Raw genomic sequence first — 16,266 nt, 5'->3', positions numbered from 1 at the left:
CCGCCTCACCCAGACTAGCTCTGCCGTGACATCCTCTCTGTGCGGCATGCCACACTGCCGTGGCGGTTGACCGAGAGTTCCCCCTGCGATACTGTTTCAATACCGTGCGGCGCATTCAAGGATTTCCATGACTCAATCATCGCGGCAAAAATTGATCGACATTCTTGATTACTGGCATACGATCGAATTCTTTGTTCCGTTTGATCTGGATCAAGTCACCGACGTTGAAGACAAGTCGAGGTTGCGTTTTATCCGTCCCGAGCAACTCGCGAGCCTGCCGCCGGATTACTTCGCCCGCTTCGAGGCGCCGCCAACGATGCGTGTCACCGGCTTTCAGCTGTATCTCGGGCTGTTCGATCGCGCCGAGATCGCCACGGTGTGCAAGCGGGCATTGCCCGCGCTGTCGGCGGCGGAAGCGGACGAGGATGAGCAACGCGGCCTCGGCGAGGGACGCACCTGCTTCGCCCGGGTGGCGTTGGGGGCGGGGGGCGAACCGATGTTCGATCCGTTGTCGGTGTCGACGGTGCCGTGGGCCCTCGGGCGCATGGCATCGCACGGGACCGACGGTCTGACGCTGGACGCCTTCAATTTGTCGCTGTGCGAGCTGAAGGACCGTCTGGCGGACTTCGACGCCGAGCGTGCCTTTGGCGCGCCGTTGAGCGGGATCGACATGGCGCGCCTGTGCGCGCTGTTTGCCGACTGGGCCGGTTTTTCGCCCGCCGCCGCGCAACCGCTGCTGCTCGAAGTGCGCATCGGGCCGAAGCCGAAAGAGAAGCCTGGGAGCGATGAGGCCATCGGCGAAGTGACGGAGGACGCCTCTGACGACGATGACGCGGTCGCCGACGAACCGGTGATCGATATCCTCAACAGCTTTTACATCGAAGACCTTGAGCGCGCGATGCGGTCGCTGCGCGAGGATGAGGTGCCGATGCTGGCGGCGTATCTGGAGCCGCTGGCGCACGATCGCCGCATCGACGTCTATACGCCGGAAGGCCGCGCCGCGCTGCTGCGGCAATTGCATCCCGCGCTTGCCAATCGCGGGCACTGGCTAAGCCAACCGGCGCACAGTATGAGCCTGATGCAGCAGTTTGCGATCAACACCGGACTCGAGGCGCTGCTCGACGGCGGCCTGTTCGCCGTCAACGGCCCGCCCGGCACGGGCAAGACCACTTTGCTGCGCGAGCTGTTCGCGGAAAATATCGTCCGCCGCGCGGCGGTGTTGTCACGCTGCGAGGTGGCGAAGGACGCCTTCTTGCCGCGTAAAACCCAGGTCCATTTCCGCAACGGCGATTCGACGTGGATCGCCTGCCTGAAGCCGGAGTTGACCGGGTTTGAAATGGTGGTCGCCTCGTCCAACAACGCCGCTGTCGAAAACATATCGAGCGATCTGCCCAAGCTCAAATCCCTTGGCGAAGATTGGCGCCATGTCGAGTATCTGCGCTCGGTGGCCTACCGCCTCGCGGCGGAAGACAAGAAGGGCTATTTCCATCCGTCGCCGGAGATCGCGCCGTGGGGCCTGATCTCCTGCGCGTTGGGAAACAGCGCCAATCGTCGGCATTTTGTCTCCAAATTCTACGATAAGAACTGGAACGAGAAGGTTCAACCAGACCCGCGCTGCCAGAACATCCACCAGTGGTTGGCGGCCTACAAAGGACCGTCGTTCCGGCAGGCCGCTTCCGCGTTTCGCGAGTTGGAAGCCCGCGTCGAGGGCGAGGTGGCGCGGCTGGCCCAATGCGCCGATCTGTGGCGTGAGCAGCTGGGCGTGGATCGCGGGCAGTTCTGCGCGGACGCGGAGGCCGCGCTGGCATCGGCCACGTCGGGCGCCGCGCGGGCTGCAGCCGACGAAGCCGAAACCGGGCGCCGGCTGCAAGCACTGTTAGAGCGGCAGGCGCATTTGCGCGAGGAGGAGCGCTTGCTCGATCGGCAGTCGCCCGTGTTCTGGTCACGCTGGCTGCAGCTGCCAGCGGCGCAACTGCACCGCCGCGAATGCGCCGCCAACGCTGCCGCCCAGCGCGAGGTGCTGGCGCAGGTGAGCGCCGCCAGGGCGGAGCAGGCGGCATGCGCCGATGCCGCAACGCGGGCGGCCGGCGCCGTGCAAGCGGCGCGCGACGCCGTGTCGGAGCGCTTGCGGATCTGGGAGGAGCGGAAGCATCGCTTGGCGTCGATGCAGGAGCGCTACGGTTTCGAGTTGCCGGCTTGCGCCGAGGAGCTGGAATGCGACGGTTTTCAAATCAAGGGACTGTGGCACGACCCGGCGGTCGCCGGTTTGCGCTCGGCGCTCTTTGCCGCCGCGCTGGCGCTGCACGAGGCCTGGCTGGCGGAGGTGGGGCGCAAGGACGGCGGATTCGGGGGCAACCTGTTCGCGATCCCGCGCCTGTTGACGAATATTCGTCCGGACGATGACGCCAACGTCGCCTTGATCTGGCAAAGCCTGTTCATGGTGGTGCCGGTGGTATCGACCACGTTCGCCTCGCTGGCGCGGCAGTTCCGCGGCATGGGGGCCGGTTCGATCGGCTGGCTGTTCATCGACGAGGCGGGCCAGGCGGTTCCGCAGGCGGCGGTGGGCGGCTTGTGGCGCGCGCGCCGCGCGGTGGTGGTGGGCGATCCGCGCCAGATCGAGCCGGTGTTCACGGTTCCGCTGGCGCTGATCCGGGCCCTGTCCAAGCGCTCGCCGCACACCGCCGGCGAGGCTTATGCGCCGGACAAGGTCTCGGTGCAGCGGCTGGCCGACGACGCCAACCGCCACGGTACGCTGGCGCCGGAGGAGGGTGGCCCCGGACTGTGGATCGGCAGTCCGCTGCGGGTGCACAGGCGCTGCGCCGATCCGATGTTCAAGCTGGCGAACCTGATCGCATATGGCAGCAAGATGGTGATCGAGGAGCCGCGGCGCACCCCTGCGCCGCTGGAGATTCCGATGGGGGAAAGCGCCTGGATCGATATCGGCGGCCCGGCCGCGTTCAAGCAGGTGGTGCCGGCGCAGATCGAGTTTGTCGCCGGCTTGATCGTGGAGTTGTACCGGCGCAGCGGCACGCTGCCGGCGCTATATGTGATTTCACCGTTCAAGGCGGTCAGGGACGCGGTGCGCAAGCGCTTGCAGGAAGTCGACTGGCCGGACAAGCCGCCGAAGCCCGCCGCGTTGAAGAAGTGGTGCAAGACCAGCGTCGGAACGGTGCACACCTTCCAGGGCAAGGAGCAGGCGGTGGTGGTGATGGTGCTGGGAGTGGACCCCGAACATGCCGGGTCGGCGCAGTGGGCGGCATCCAAGGCGAATTTGCTTAACGTGGCGCTGACGCGCGCGCAGCAGTACTTCTACATGGTTGGCGCGGCCGATGTATGGCGCGAAAAGGCTTTCTTCGGCGCCGTGTGCGGGGAGTTACCGATGGTCGGCGCCGCCGATTTCATGGCCGGCGTGGGGGCGGTGGCGATCCCGCACGCCCCGCAGGCCACGGCTCCGCTTAGAAGCAGTGCTCCAGCGCCGGGAAGCTGCCATCCTTGACCGCCGCGACATACGCGCTGATGGCGGCGTCGATGCTGGTTTGCCCTTCCATGAAGTTCTTGACGAAGCGCGCTTTGCGGCCAGGGAAGACGCCCAGCAAATCATGCATCACCAGCACCTGGCCCGAACAGTCGGGACCCGCGCCGATGCCGATCGTCGGTATCGCCAGCAGGTCGGTGACTTCCTTGCCCAGCGCCGACGGTATCGCTTCGAGCACCAGCACCGAGGCGCCGGCGGCCTGCAGTTTTAATGCGTCGGCCTTGAGCAGGTCGGCGCTGTCGGTGGTCTTGCCCTGCACCTTGTAGCCGCCCAGCTGGTGCACCGATTGCGGCGTCAGGCCCAGGTGCGCGCAAACCGGAATTCCGCGCTCGGTCAGGAAGCGCACCGTGTCGGCCAGCCATGCGCCGCCTTCCAGCTTGACCATGTGCGCGCCGGCCTGCATCAGCTGCACCGAGTTGGCGTAGGCCGTTTCCGGCGTGCCGTAGGCGCCGAACGGCAGGTCGGCGACGATCAGCGCCGACTTGCTGCCGCGCGCGACAGACGCCGTGTGGTACGCCACTTCGGCGACGGTGACCGGTAACGTCGACTGGTGGCCGTTGCAGACCATGCCGAGCGAGTCGCCGATCAGCAGCATCTCGACGCCGCAGCGGTCCATCAGCGAGGCGAAGCTGGCGTCGTAACAGGTCAGCATGGAGATTTTTTCGCCCGTCGAACGCAGGTTGGCCAGCGTGTGGACGGTGACAGCCTTGGTGGCGGCCGCTTTGGCCGGTGCAGGTGAGGTGGTGGCGGCGGGCTTTTGGCTCGCGGCCAGTTCGTTTCCTTGCAAATAACCAGACATGGTGGTTCCTTTAGAGATGAAGTCGGACCGCGATAGTGTAGTCCTGAATGCTATCGCGTGCAGAAGGTCAGGTGGCCGGGGCGATGCCCTGGCCGGCGACGCCGGCCGCGTAGTCGCTCGCCGCGCCGCGCCCGGGAATATGGATCGCCGGCGCCAGTTCCAGCAGCGGCACCAGCACGAAGGCGCGTTCGGTCATGCGCGGATGCGGCACCGTCAATGTGGGGCTGGCGATGACGGCGTCGCCGTACAGCAGCAGGTCGAGGTCCAAGGTGCGCGGGGCGTTGCGGTAGGGCCGTTCGCGCCCGTGCGCCTGTTCGATGTCGTGCAGCGCCCGCAATAGCGCCTCGGCGTCCAGGGTGGTGGCGATGCGGGCGACGGCGTTGATGTAGTCGTCGCCACTGGAGTCGATCGGCGCGGTGCGGTACAGGCTCGATGTGGCCATCAGGGTGCAGCCGGGCAGGCGTTGCAGGCGATCGAGGGCGTCGGCGACGTTGGCGCGCGCGTCGCCGAGGTTGGCGCCGATGCCGATGTAGGCGATGGTGAAGGCGAAGCCGCCTTCATCCTTTTTGCCGATGATGCCCATGGTTGCGTGGACGGTTTACTCGCCGCTGCCGCTGCCGCCGGTGCCGCCGCCGCCGGACGCGCCGCCTTCGGCCGCCTCCGCAGGGCCTTTGCTACGGCCGCCGCGACGCGGCGCGCGTTTGCGTTTGCTCGCCGCGCCGCCGGGGCCGGACGACGATGACTGGCCGGCCGTCGCGATCAAATCCTCGCGGGTGGCTTCGTCGCCCTCGTAGAAGGCGGTCCACCATTCGCCCAGCTCCGCGTCGATCTCGCCGGAGGCGCAGCGCAGCAGCAGGAAGTCGTAGCCGGCGCGGAAGCGCAGGTGCTCCAGCAGTTTGTAGGGCGACTTGCCGGTGCGGCGCTCGAAGCGCGGCTGCATCGACCAGATGTCGCGCATGTCGGTGCCGATCTTGCGCTGCAGGGCCAGCTTCTCGGTTTGCGAGTCGAGCACGTCGTCGGCCGCCAGGTGCAGCGCCGGGATGGTCTGCTCGCCGGCCGCGCGGTAGGCGGTCCATTTTTCCAGCACCTGGTGCCACAGCAGCGACGCGAACAGGAAGCCCGGCGACACCGTCTTGCCGGCGGCGATGCGGGAGTCGGTCGAGTCCAGCGCCAACGTGACGAACTTGAAGCCCAGCGGCTGTTCCAGCACCACGTCGAGCAGCGGCAGCAGGCCATGGTGCAGGCCTTCCTTGCGCAATTGCTGCAGGCAGGCCAGCGCGTGGCCGCTCATGAGGAGCTTGAGCATCTCGTCGAACACGCGCGCCGGCGGCACGTTGTCGATCAGCGACGCCATCACCGGAATCGGCGCGGCGGTGACCGGCTCGATGGTGAATTTGAGCTTGGCGGCGAAGCGCACCACGCGCAGCATGCGCACCGGGTCTTCGCGGTAGCGCGCTTCCGGCTGGCCGATGATGCGCAAGGTCTTGGCGCGGATATCCTCGATGCCGCCGTGGTAGTCCAGCACCTGCTGGTTGGCCGGGTTGTAGTACATGGCGTTGATGGTGAAGTCGCGCCGCACCGCGTCCTCCGCCTGCGAGCCGAAGGTGTTGTCGCGCAGGACGCGGCCATGGTCGTCCTTGGGCGCGTTGTCCAGCGTGGTGCCGCGGAAGGTGGTCACCTCCAGCAGGTCCTGGCCGAACATCACGTGCACGATCTGGAAGCGTTTGCCGATGATGAAGGCGCGGCGGAACAGCTTGCGCACCTGCTCCGGAGTGGCGTTGGTGGCGATGTCGAAGTCTTTCGGCTTCACGCCCAGCAGCAGGTCGCGCACCGCGCCGCCGACGACGAAGGCCTCGAAGCCGGCTTCCTGCAAGGTGCTGGTGACGCGCACCGCGTTCGACGACAGCAGCTTCGGATCGATGCCGTGGGCGTCGGGGCCGAGGATCGCGGGCGTGTTGGTGTCGCGGGCCTTGGCGGTTTTGTCTTTGGTGCCGAGGATTTTTCGGATCAGTTTCTTAATCATTGAATAGTTCAATTAAAGCCCAGCCTTGAGCGGTGGCGTGCGTTTTCAGGGTGGCGTTCGGGTTGGTCGCGATCGGGTGCGAGACGATCGACATCAGCGGCAGGTCGTTGTGCGAGTCGCTGTAGAAGTACACGGTGTCGAAGTCCTCCAAGGTCTTGCCCATCTTTTCCAGCCAGGCCTTGGTGTGGACGATCTTGCCGGCGCCCTGGGTCGGCGTGCCAAGCAGGCGGCCGGTCATGACGCCCTCGGCGTCGAGTTCCGGCATGGCCGCGATCAGGTGCTCCACGCCCAGCGCCTTGGCGATCGGCGCGGTGACGAAGTGGTTGGTGGCCGTGACGATGGCCACCAGGTCGCCGGCGTCCTGGTGTTTTTTCAGCAGCGCCAGCGCGGCCGGGCGGATCGCCGGCGCGATCACCTCGTTCATGAACTGCAGCCGCATCTCGGCCAGCCGCACCGGCGAAAAGCCGGCCAGGGTGCCGAGCGCGAACTCCAGGTATTCGACCGGGTCGATGGTGCCGGCCTGGTACTCCGCGTAGAAATCGTCGTTGCGGCGCTTGAAGGTGGCCGCGTCCACGGCGCCGATGCGCACTAAAAACTCGCCCCACTCATGGTCGGAGTCGATCGGCAGCAGCGTGTGGTCAAGGTCAAAGAGGGCAAGCTTCATGCGGGATTCGTCATTCTTTCGCTTCCGCCTGCAACCACTCGCGCAACAGCGGCAGGGTGATCGGGCGTTGGGTTTCAAGGGAATACTGGTCCAGCGAGTCGAGCATCGTCGATAACGATCGCATGTCGCGCTGAAAATGGGACAGCAGGTAGGGTATCACGCCGGGCGACAGCGTCAAGCCGCGGGCGGTGGCGGCGGCCGAGAGCGCGGCCACCTTCTCGTCGTCGGTCAGGCCGTGGATCTGGTAGATCAGGCCCCAGCCCATGCGGGTGCGCAGGTCCTCGCGCACCGGCAGCACGGCCGGGGCGACGGCGCCGCTGCATACCATGAAGGCGTTGTTGGCGCGGATTTCGTTAAACAGCGCGAAGGCGTCGATCTGCGCCACCGGCGACAGTTTTTCGCAGTCGTCGAGCAGGTACAGGTCCACCTCGGGCGAATACTGGAATTCGGACTCGATCGAAAACGGCGAGATGTAGCGCGCGCGCCGCTGCTCGTCCTCGCCGCCGGCGCTGGCCAGGGCCTTGAGCAGGTGGGTCTTGCCCACGCCGCCCAGGCCCCACAGGTAGGCGAAGTGCTCGCGCGAGCTGCGATCGGCGAATTGCGCCATCAGCGCCGCCGCCTCGGCGTTCTGCCCCACCTCGAACGATGCGAGGCTGTGCGCCTGGTCCGCGCCTAAATCGAGCACCAGCTGTTTCATGGCGTTCGCCTTGGTTTGATCGTTTGCATAACGCTTTTCTTGACGCTTTTTTTAAATACGTCACGCATTATAGAGGGGCGCCGTGGGTCGTGGTGCCGAAATGCCAAGGGGATGGGTCGCCCGTGCCGCCAGCCAGAATGCCGTGTGCTTGTGCTCTAGCGCGAGGGGAAATGGCATGGAATGTGATTTAGATGGTTAAAAACGGCAGGTGGACGGGGCATTTTGATAAAATAGCGGATTGACCGGGTTCGCGCAGGCTTATTTGCGCGGATTTGTGCAGAAAAGCGCTGAAAACGTGCGATTTTGCTACGAAACGGTCTCCGCCTTCTATTTTACCGCCTCCGCTGCGAAATACACCATGAGCCAAACTTCAAATGTTTCCCTGTCCTACCGTGATGCCGGCGTCGATATCGACGCGGGCGACGCTTTAGTCGAAGCAATCAAGCCTTTCGCCAAGCGCACCATGCGCGAGGGTGTCATGGGCGGCCTGGGCGGTTTCGGCGCCATGTTCGAGATCAGCAAGAAGTACAAGGAGCCGGTGCTGGTGTCCGGTACCGACGGCGTCGGCACCAAGCTCAAGCTGGCATTCGAGCTCAACCGTCATGACACGGTCGGCATCGACCTGGTCGCCATGAGCGTCAACGACATCCTGGTGCAGGGCGCCGAGCCGCTGTTCTTCCTGGATTACTTTGCTTGCGGCAAGCTCGACGTGGCCATCGCCACCGACGTCATCAAGGGCATCGCCCAGGGTTGCGAGCAGGCCGGTTGCGCGCTGATCGGCGGCGAAACGGCGGAAATGCCGAGCATGTACCCTGCCGGCGAGTACGACCTGGCCGGTTTCGCGGTGGGCGCAGTGGAAAAATCGAAGATCATCGACGGCACCAAGATCGCCCCCGGCGACGTCATCCTGGGCCTGGCCTCGTCGGGCGTGCACTCGAACGGTTACTCGCTGGTGCGCAAGATCATCGAAGTGGCCAAGCCGGACCTGGAAGGCGACTTCCATGGCCGCAAACTGGCCGACGTGCTGATGCAGCCGACCCGCATCTACGTCAAGCCGCTGCTGGCGCTGATGGCGTCGATGGAAGTCAAAGGCATGGTGCACATCACCGGCGGCGGCCTGGTTGAAAATATTCCGCGCGTGCTGCAGCCTGGCCTGGTGGCCGAGCTGGACTCGAAATCGTGGACCCTGCCACCGCTGTTCACGTGGCTGCAGCAGCACGGCGGCGTGGCCGACGCGGAGATGCACCGCGTATTTAACTGCGGCATCGGCATGACGGTCATCGTCTCGCAGGAAAATGCCGCCGCCGCCATCGAGCAGCTGGAAGAGGCCGGCGAGATCGTCTACACCATCGGCAAGATCCGCGCCCGCGTCGGCGACGAGCACCAGACCATCGTCGTGTAAGCCAAGGTTTACGTGCGAAAAAGAAAGCGGGCCACGCCAACGCGTCGTCCGCTTTTTTTATTGAACTGAGCAAAATAAGTTCCGCATGCAGATCGCAGTGACACGTAGGGCGGATTAGCGAAGCGTAATCCGCCATGCATGAGCCGCCAACAGCTCATACCGACCAGCCCGTGTAGAAATGGCGGACCTGACCCCGGAGTTGCTTTTGGTTATGGGGTGGCTTCGCACGCGCCTTTGATCAGGAACGCTTGCGTGGCCTTGGCGATCGCCGCCTTGAGCTCGGCGGGGCCGCCGTCGTACATGTCGTTGTGCCTGGCGCCGGGCGGCTTGACGATGCAAGTGCCGTATTGTTTTTGCTCTTGCGCGTCCGGTAGCACGCCGGGGTCGGCCTGCGTGTCGCTGGCGCGGATCGAGAGCACCTTGACCGTCGCCGCGCGCGGCAGCGCGCCGCGCCGGTTGTCCAGGGTGACCACGCGGGTGATCGTGGGGTCGCCTTCGCTGGCGCGCTCGGCCGAGATGTCGCCACCCAGCGAGTGGCCGATCAACGTCACGTGCCGCCAGTCGTAGCCGGGGTGCGATTTGCTCAGGCTGTCCTGCACGAAGCGCAGGTTGGCGACGCCACGGCGCCGCATGGCCTTCAGTTGCGGGCCCACGTCCTCGTTTCTGTCGAGCTTGGCGTCGGTCGGCAATTGGTGGTCGACGCTGACCACCAGCCACCCGGCCCGGTTCAGCTCCTCGACCAGGAAGCGATACTCCTTGTAGCCGTTGCCGTAGCCGGCGCTGAGCAGGGCCACCGGGCAGGGCGCCTTGGTGCATGGCGCGGCCGGCAGCGACAGTTCGATCGGGATCGCGCGCTGCCGCGCCTGATCCTGCAAGGTCAGGTCCAGGCTGGCGGCCGACGCGCCCGGCATGGCGGCGCCGATGGCGAGCGACAACGCTGAAGCCGGGATTATTGAGAGATGGCGATGACTGACCATTGGACGTCCTTGATCGGCGTGCGCGTTTCGCGGTCGCGCCGGTAGCTGTGAAAGGCGAAGCCGGCGTCGCCGGGATGGCACATCGTGCATTCCGGCGCGGCCGAGAAATTGGTGAAGCCGGCGCGCTCCAGTTGCCAGGCGGCGATGCCGGCCAGGTTCAAATTGCCCGCTTCCGACGCGATGACCCGCGCCGGCATGGCGTAGCGCTCGCCGAATTGCGCGATCAGCTCCGGCGAGACTTGATAGCAGCAGTCGCCGGCCGCCGGTCCGGTCGCGGCAAGCCAGTCGCCGGGATGTTCGCCGCGCGCGGCCAGCATGTCGGCAAAGCGCGCGATGATGCCGGCGTAGGCGCCGCGCCAGCCGACGTGCAGCGCGGCGATCGCCTTGCCGTCCTTGCGCGCCAATAACACGGGCACGCAGTCGGCGGTGGCGATGGCCAGCAGCAGGCCGGGACGCTCGGTGAACATGCCGTCGGCCTCGCCGCAGTCCTGGTGCGCGCGGTCGGCGACGGCGATGTGCGTGCCGTGCCGCTCGTGCTGCATCGGACGCCGCGCCCAGTACTGCGGAAAGTGCTGCGCCATGTCGTCGTGCCGCCCGCCGAAGCCGTGCACGACCGACGCCACCGACTCTAAAACCGTGCTTCTGATAACCATCGCTACCTATAATCTAGCGTTTGAGGATTTTCTGCACCGGCGCCGGGCGCAGGCGGAACGCGTCCGGCATGCCCGAGCCGAGCAGCGGACGCAAATACAAGCGGAAGGCGTCGGTCACATCGGTGCCGCTGGCGCTGATGAACTCGTCCTCCATGACGCGCGTCTTGCCGGCCACCGCTTGCAGCGCCTGCAGTTCGTAATCGACCGAGTAAAAGCCGGTGCGCTTGATGGCGACCGAGCCGTCGCGGTCGCCCCACATGGCGAATTGCACCGCCTTTTCGGCCACCTCGCGCGCCTCGCGCTGGTCGACGTCGGACACGCAGCCGATGAACGAGCGTTGCAGATAGCCGAAGGTGTCGCCGCGCACGCGCTTGATGCCGAGCTTGGCCTTGATCTCGTCGCACAGCAGGTCGGCCAGCGCGCCGGTGCCCGACAGCTGGACGTTGCCGTGCGCGTCGCGCTCGACTTCCTTGGCCAGCAGGCTGGCGATCGCTTCGCCGGAGGCGTCGTGGATGCCTTCGGAGACGGCGATCACGCAGCGGCCGTGGCGCTCGTAGACGGCTTTGACGTCGAGCAGGAACTGGTCGAGCGAGAACACGCGCTCGGGCAGGTAGATCAGGTGCGGGCCGTCGTCGGAAAACTTCTTGCCCAGCGCCGAGGCGGCCGTCAGGAAGCCGGCGTGCCGGCCCATCACCACGCCGACATACACGCCCGGCAGCGCGGCGTTGTCGAGGTTGGCGCCGGCGAAGGCTTGCGCGACAAAGCGCGCGGCCGACGGGAAGCCGGGCGTGTGGTCGTTGCCGACCAGGTCGTTGTCGATGGTCTTGGGGATGTGCATGCAGCGCAGCGGATAGCCCGCCTGCTGCGCCTGCTCGCTGACGATGCGCACCGTGTCGGACGAGTCGTTGCCGCCGATGTAGTAGAACTGCTCGATCTCGTGCGCGCGCATCACTTTGAAGATTTCTTCGCAGTACGCCAGGTCCGGCTTGTCGCGGGTGGAGCCGAGCGCCGACGACGGCGTGGCCGCCACCAGTTCCAGGTTGTTGCTGGTCTCGCGCGTGAGGTCGACGAAGTCCTCGTCGACGATGCCGCGCACGCCGTGCATGGCGCCGTAGACCCGGGTGACGTCGCGGAAGCGGCGCGCCTCCAGCACCACGCCGGCCAGCGACTGGTTGATGACGGCGGTCGGGCCGCCGCCCTGGGCGACCAGGATTTTGCCTGAAGACATGTTCCGCTCCTTATCGTGGATATCGTGGATAAGACTGAGCCGTGACTATACAGCGAAATTTTTACTTGCCACCGATGTTTTTATCCAGAAACTTTTCAACCCGTCCCCAGAAATCGATGCGGTTTTTCGGCAGCGCCCAGCCGTGGCCTTCCTCCGCGTATTCGACCCACTCGACGTTGGGGTTGCCCGCTTTCACGGCCTGGTGGAACTTGGTGCCGTGCGGTAGCGGCACGCGGCGGTCGGCGCCGCCGTAGGCCAGCAGCAGCGGCTGCTTGATGCGCGCCGCCTGCAGCAGCGGGGAAGTGGCCTTGAGTTGCTCGGCGTCCTTGACCTGGTCGCCGACCAGCTCCGGCATGCCGTACTGTTTCCAGCCGTCCGGCATGTCGGAGCTGAAGTTCCAGTGGCCGTCGTACAGCAGGTTGATGTCGGTCACGCCGATCCAGTTGACGCCGCACTTGTACAGGTCGGGGTCGTTGATCAGGCCCATCAAGGTTGCGTAGCCGCCGTAGCTGGCGCCGGCGATGCAGATGCGCCTGGCGTCGGCGGTGCCCTGGGCGATCGCCCAGCGCGCGCCGTCGGCGATGTCGTCCTGCATCTTCAAGCCCCACTGCTTCCAGCCGGCGCGGAAGTGCTTGTTGCCGAAGCCGGTGCTGCCGCGAAATTCCGGTTCCAGCACAGCGTAGCCGCGCGAGGCCAGGAACTGGGTGTTCGCGTCCCAGCCCCAACTGCCACCGCGCACGTGGGGGCCGCCGTGGACCAGCACCACCAGCGGCAGGTTCTTGCCGCCGCCCTTGGGCAGGGTCAGCCAGGCGGGGATCTCCAGCCCGTCGCGCGCCTTGTAGCGCACCATTGTTCGCCGGCCCATCCGCTCCGGCTCGATCTGCGGATGGCTGTTGCCGAGCAGGCTCAGTTTTTGGGTGTCGCTGTTGTAGATCATCGTGCGCGCCGGGAACTGATCCGAATAGGCCGTCACCATCACCCACGGCGATTCCGGCCGCGCCGGCAGCACCAGCAGGTTGACGGTGTTGGGCAGCATTTGGTTGATCCTGGCCTGCATCGCCTTCATGTCGTCGTCGAACCAGTCGGTGTCGCGCGCGTCGGTCAGGCGGCGCACGCCGAGCAGCTTGCCCTTGCCGAACAGAAGGCTGCCGCTGAAGTCGTAGTCCGCCAGCCGCACCACCGGCTGGTCGGAAATCTTGTTGGTGGCGAAGTCGAAGGTGTACACGGCCGTCTTGTCCTGGCCGGCGTTGCTGATGACGTACAAGGTGCCGTCCGGCCCGAAGGTCAGCGGGCTGAAGGCCCCCTCGCCGCCGGTGTAGGCATCGTAACTGACGAGTTTGCGCCATGCGTCGTCCCTGGCCGGGTCGCGGTAATAAATGGTGCTGATCCTGCCCTCGAGCGTGGTGGTCAGGCGCGGTTCGCCGTTGTGGTCGAGCAGCCAGCTGATGCTGTTGCCGGGACGGGTGAACGACGTGTAGCGGCCGGTCGTCGTATTGAGCCGTTGCAGGTCCACATAGTCGACCTGGCCCTGCTTGGTGGCGGCGCGATAGGTGACGTAGATGTCGTCGGAATTCTGGGCGTTCCTTTGGCCGAGCAGATAGGTATTCCATGGCAGCAGTTCGCGGCTGCGGATGCCCGAGGCGCCGCTGTTGACGAACGGTTTGCCGCTGCGGCTCACCAGTTGCAGCAGCTTGCCGCCGTCGCGGTCGATCGCGAACAGCCCCGGCGCGTAGCGTCTGTCGCCCTGGCCGACGCTGCGGTCGGTGGCGGTGAAGACCAGCCGCTCGTCGTTGACCCATTGGAAGGACCCGATGTCGGCGTCGGTGAAGGAGCCCACCACCTTGACGCTGGAGTCGCTGAGCGTGACCACGCCCAGGCGATCGCGGCTCTCCTTGCCGGCCACCCGCACGGCCAGGTATTTGCCGCTGGGCGAAAGCAGCGCACCGCTGAACTGGGGACTGTCATAGAAGGCGGCGATCGGCGGCGGCGCTTCCTTGGCCCCGGCGGTCACCGCCGGCGCGTCGGCCTCGCGGGCGGTCGGGACTTGGGCAATGAACGCGGCCGCCGCCGCCAGTGTGGCGCGGACGAACAGCTGGTGAAATCGCATGGGGCGCTCGTGAAATGTTGAAGGTCTGGAACAATACCACCAAGTTGTCAAATCCGCCACCTCCTCGATGCTGTTGTTGGCCGCCTACGGCACGGCGCCCTGGCCGATATTTTTGTCGAGGAATTTCTCCACCCGTCCCCAGAAGTCGATGCGGTTTTTCGGCAGCGCCCAGCCGTGGCCTTCCTCCTCGTATTCGATCCATTCGACGTTGGGATTGCCTTCCTTGACGGCCTTGTAGAACCGGGTGCCGTGCGGCAGCGGCACGCGCACGTCGGCGCCGCCGTAGGCCAGCAGCAGGGGCTGCTTGATGCGCGACGCCTGCAGCAACGGCGACGTCGCCTTCAATTGCTCGGCGTCCTTGACCTGGTCGCCCACCAGCGCCGGCATGCCGTATTGTTTCCACGCGTCCTGCATGTCGGAGCTGAAGTTCCATTGGCCGTCGTACAGCAGGTTTATGTCGGTCACGCCAGCCCAGTCGATGCCGCATTTGTACAGGTCGGGATCGTTGACCAGGCCCATCAACGTGGCGTAGCCGCCGTAGCTGGCCCCGGCAATGCAGATGCGCTTGGCGTCAGCGGTGCCCTGGGCGATGGCCCAGCGCGCGCCGTCGGCGATGTCGTCCTGCATTTTCAGGCCCCATTGCTTCCAGCCGGCGCGGAACAGCCGTTTGCCGTAGCCGGTGCTGCCGCGGTATTCCGGCTCCAGCACCGCGTAGCCGCGCGAGGCCAGGAACTGGGCGTCCGCGTCCCAGCCCCAGCTGCCGCCGCGCACGTAAGGGCCGCCATGCACCAGCACCACCAGCGGCAGGTTCTTGGCGGCGCCGCGCGGCATCGTCAGCCACGCGGGAATGACAAGCCCGTCACGCGCCTTGTAGTGGACCAGCGACTGCTGCGCCATCCGCGCCGGATCGATTTGCGGGAAGAGGCCGCCGATCAGGTTCAGTTTTTTGGTGTCGCTGTTGTAGAGCATTGTGCGCGACGGGAACAGGTCCGAATACGATTCCACCAGCACCCACGGCGACTCCGGCTTGGTCGGCAAAGTCAGCAGGTTGATGGTGTTCGGCAGCATCTGGTCGATCTTGGCCTGCATCGCCTTCATGCCGTCGTCGAGCCAGGTCGTGTCCCAGGCATCGGTGAGGCGCCGCACGCCGATCAGCTTGTTGTTGGCGAAGATGAGGTGGCCGTTGAAATCGTAGCCGTCGAGCACGATCAGCGGCTTGTCGGCGATTTTGTTGGCGGCGAAATCGAAGGTGTAGACGGCCGATTTGTCCAGGCCGGCGCTGCTGGTCACATACAGCGTGCCGTCCGGGCCGAAGGTGAGCGGGGTGAACGCGCCCTTGCCGCCGGTGAAGCTGTTGAAGCTGACGAGCTTGTGCCACTCGGGGTCCTTGGCCGGATCGCGGTGGTAGATCGTGCTGACGCCTTTCTCGCTGGTGGTGGTCAGGCGCGGCTCGCCGTTCAGGTCCAGCAGCCAGGACATGCTGTCGCCCGGGCGTTTGAACGAGGTGTAACGGCCGGTGAGCGTGTTGAGGCGCTGCAGCTCGACATAATCGATTTGCCGGGTCGGCTGTATCGCGGGTTTGGTCACGTAGACGAATTCGGAATCCTGCGGCGTCGGCTGGCCCAGCAAGTACGTATTCCACGGCAACAGCTCGCGGCTGCGGATGGCGGTGGCGCCACCCGCCGTGATGAACGGCTTGCCGGCGCGGCTGGCCAGTTGCATGAACTTGCTGCCGTCGCGGTTGACCGCATACAGGCCGGGGGCGTAGCGCGCGTCGCCCTGGCCGACGGTGCGGTCGGTGGCGGTGAACACCAGCCGCTCGTCGTTGACCCAGTCGAAGCTGCCGATGTCGGCGTCGCTGAAATTGCCCACGCCCTTGACGCTGTTGTCGCTCAGCGTGATGACAGCCAGCGCGTCGCGCATGTCCTTTTTGCCCAGGCGCACCGCCAGGTACTTGCCGCTGGGCGAGAGCAGCGCGCCGCTGAACTCGGGATTGCTGAAGAAATCGGCGATCGGCGGACGCGCGGCGGCGGTGGCCGGCGCCGGGGCGGCGGGTTGGCCGGCATCGGCCGCCGCTGCCACCCGTGGCACGGTCAGGACGGCGAGGGCGATCAGCGCGGAATGGGCGAGCAATTGCTTGAGTCTCATGGGATGGTATGAAAGTAGGATAACTGCCCGAGG

Annotated in this window: 12 protein-coding genes; 2 read left to right on the top strand and 10 right to left on the bottom strand. The window is 65.8% G+C overall.

All coding sequences use genetic code 11. The features are described from left to right. The first annotated feature begins 127 nt into the window (after window positions 1–127). Window positions 128–3,496: an AAA domain-containing protein gene (locus tag NHH73_28625; GenBank protein USX26472.1), complete on the top strand. Its 3,369-nt coding sequence runs from the start codon at window positions 128–130 to the stop codon at window positions 3,494–3,496. Here the strand turns inward: NHH73_28625 and panB are convergent. The 5 genes from panB to hda form a co-directional block, all read right to left on the bottom strand. Continuing rightward, on the bottom strand, window positions 3,456–4,334 hold the full coding sequence (gene panB, locus NHH73_28620) for a 3-methyl-2-oxobutanoate hydroxymethyltransferase (GenBank protein USX26471.1): 879 nt from the start codon (window positions 4,332–4,334) through the stop codon (window positions 3,456–3,458). The two genes, NHH73_28625 and panB, sit on opposite strands and share 41 nt — an antisense overlap. Window positions 4,335–4,401: 67 nt before the next feature. Beyond that, a complete protein-coding gene (folK, locus tag NHH73_28615) occupies window positions 4,402–4,917 on the bottom strand; it encodes a 2-amino-4-hydroxy-6-hydroxymethyldihydropteridine diphosphokinase (protein USX26470.1) in 516 nt (171 codons plus the stop codon). A gap of 15 nt (window positions 4,918–4,932) precedes the next feature. Next, window positions 4,933–6,357, bottom strand: coding sequence for a polynucleotide adenylyltransferase PcnB (gene pcnB / locus NHH73_28610; protein ID USX26469.1), 1,425 nt, complete (start codon window positions 6,355–6,357; stop codon window positions 4,933–4,935). Further along, a complete protein-coding gene (locus NHH73_28605; GenBank protein USX26468.1) occupies window positions 6,350–7,021 on the bottom strand; it encodes an HAD-IB family hydrolase in 672 nt (223 codons plus the stop codon). The genes pcnB and NHH73_28605 overlap by 8 nt, the downstream gene beginning before the upstream one ends. 10 nt (window positions 7,022–7,031) lie before the next feature. Further along, window positions 7,032–7,718: a DnaA regulatory inactivator Hda gene (hda, locus tag NHH73_28600; protein USX26467.1), complete on the bottom strand. Its 687-nt coding sequence runs from the start codon at window positions 7,716–7,718 to the stop codon at window positions 7,032–7,034. A 358-nt stretch (window positions 7,719–8,076) separates the two neighbouring features. Between hda and purM the strand changes: the two genes are divergently transcribed. After that, window positions 8,077–9,120 (top strand): phosphoribosylformylglycinamidine cyclo-ligase, encoded by a 1,044-nt coding sequence (gene purM / locus NHH73_28595; protein USX26466.1) that lies wholly within the window; start codon window positions 8,077–8,079, stop codon window positions 9,118–9,120. A gap of 209 nt (window positions 9,121–9,329) precedes the next feature. Here purM and NHH73_28590 read toward each other — a convergent pair whose 3' ends face one another. The 5 genes from NHH73_28590 to NHH73_28570 form a co-directional block, all read right to left on the bottom strand. After that, window positions 9,330–10,055, bottom strand: a complete 726-nt coding sequence (locus NHH73_28590) for a hypothetical protein (GenBank protein USX26465.1) — start codon at window positions 10,053–10,055, stop codon at window positions 9,330–9,332. A 14-nt stretch (window positions 10,056–10,069) separates the two neighbouring features. Then, on the bottom strand, window positions 10,070–10,750 hold the full coding sequence (locus tag NHH73_28585) for a polyphenol oxidase family protein (protein ID USX26464.1): 681 nt from the start codon (window positions 10,748–10,750) through the stop codon (window positions 10,070–10,072). 13 nt (window positions 10,751–10,763) lie between these two features. After that, entirely contained in the window at window positions 10,764–11,978 is a 1,215-nt protein-coding gene (locus tag NHH73_28580) for a 6-phosphofructokinase (GenBank protein USX26463.1), read from the bottom strand. 61 nt (window positions 11,979–12,039) lie between these two features. Continuing rightward, window positions 12,040–14,085 carry a prolyl oligopeptidase family serine peptidase gene (locus NHH73_28575; GenBank protein USX26462.1) on the bottom strand — a complete coding sequence of 682 codons (2,046 nt, stop codon included), beginning with the start codon at window positions 14,083–14,085 and terminating at the stop codon, window positions 12,040–12,042. A gap of 84 nt (window positions 14,086–14,169) precedes the next feature. After that, window positions 14,170–16,233 carry a prolyl oligopeptidase family serine peptidase gene (locus NHH73_28570; GenBank protein USX26461.1) on the bottom strand — a complete coding sequence of 688 codons (2,064 nt, stop codon included), beginning with the start codon at window positions 16,231–16,233 and terminating at the stop codon, window positions 14,170–14,172. Window positions 16,234–16,266: the final 33 nt, after the last annotated feature.

This window comes from Oxalobacteraceae bacterium OTU3CINTB1, assembly GCA_024123955.1.
In the GTDB taxonomy this organism is placed as follows: domain Bacteria; phylum Pseudomonadota; class Gammaproteobacteria; order Burkholderiales; family Burkholderiaceae_D; genus Rugamonas.
Note: the sequence above shows the minus strand (reverse complement) of the source record. Positions and strands in the feature narration are given on the sequence as shown.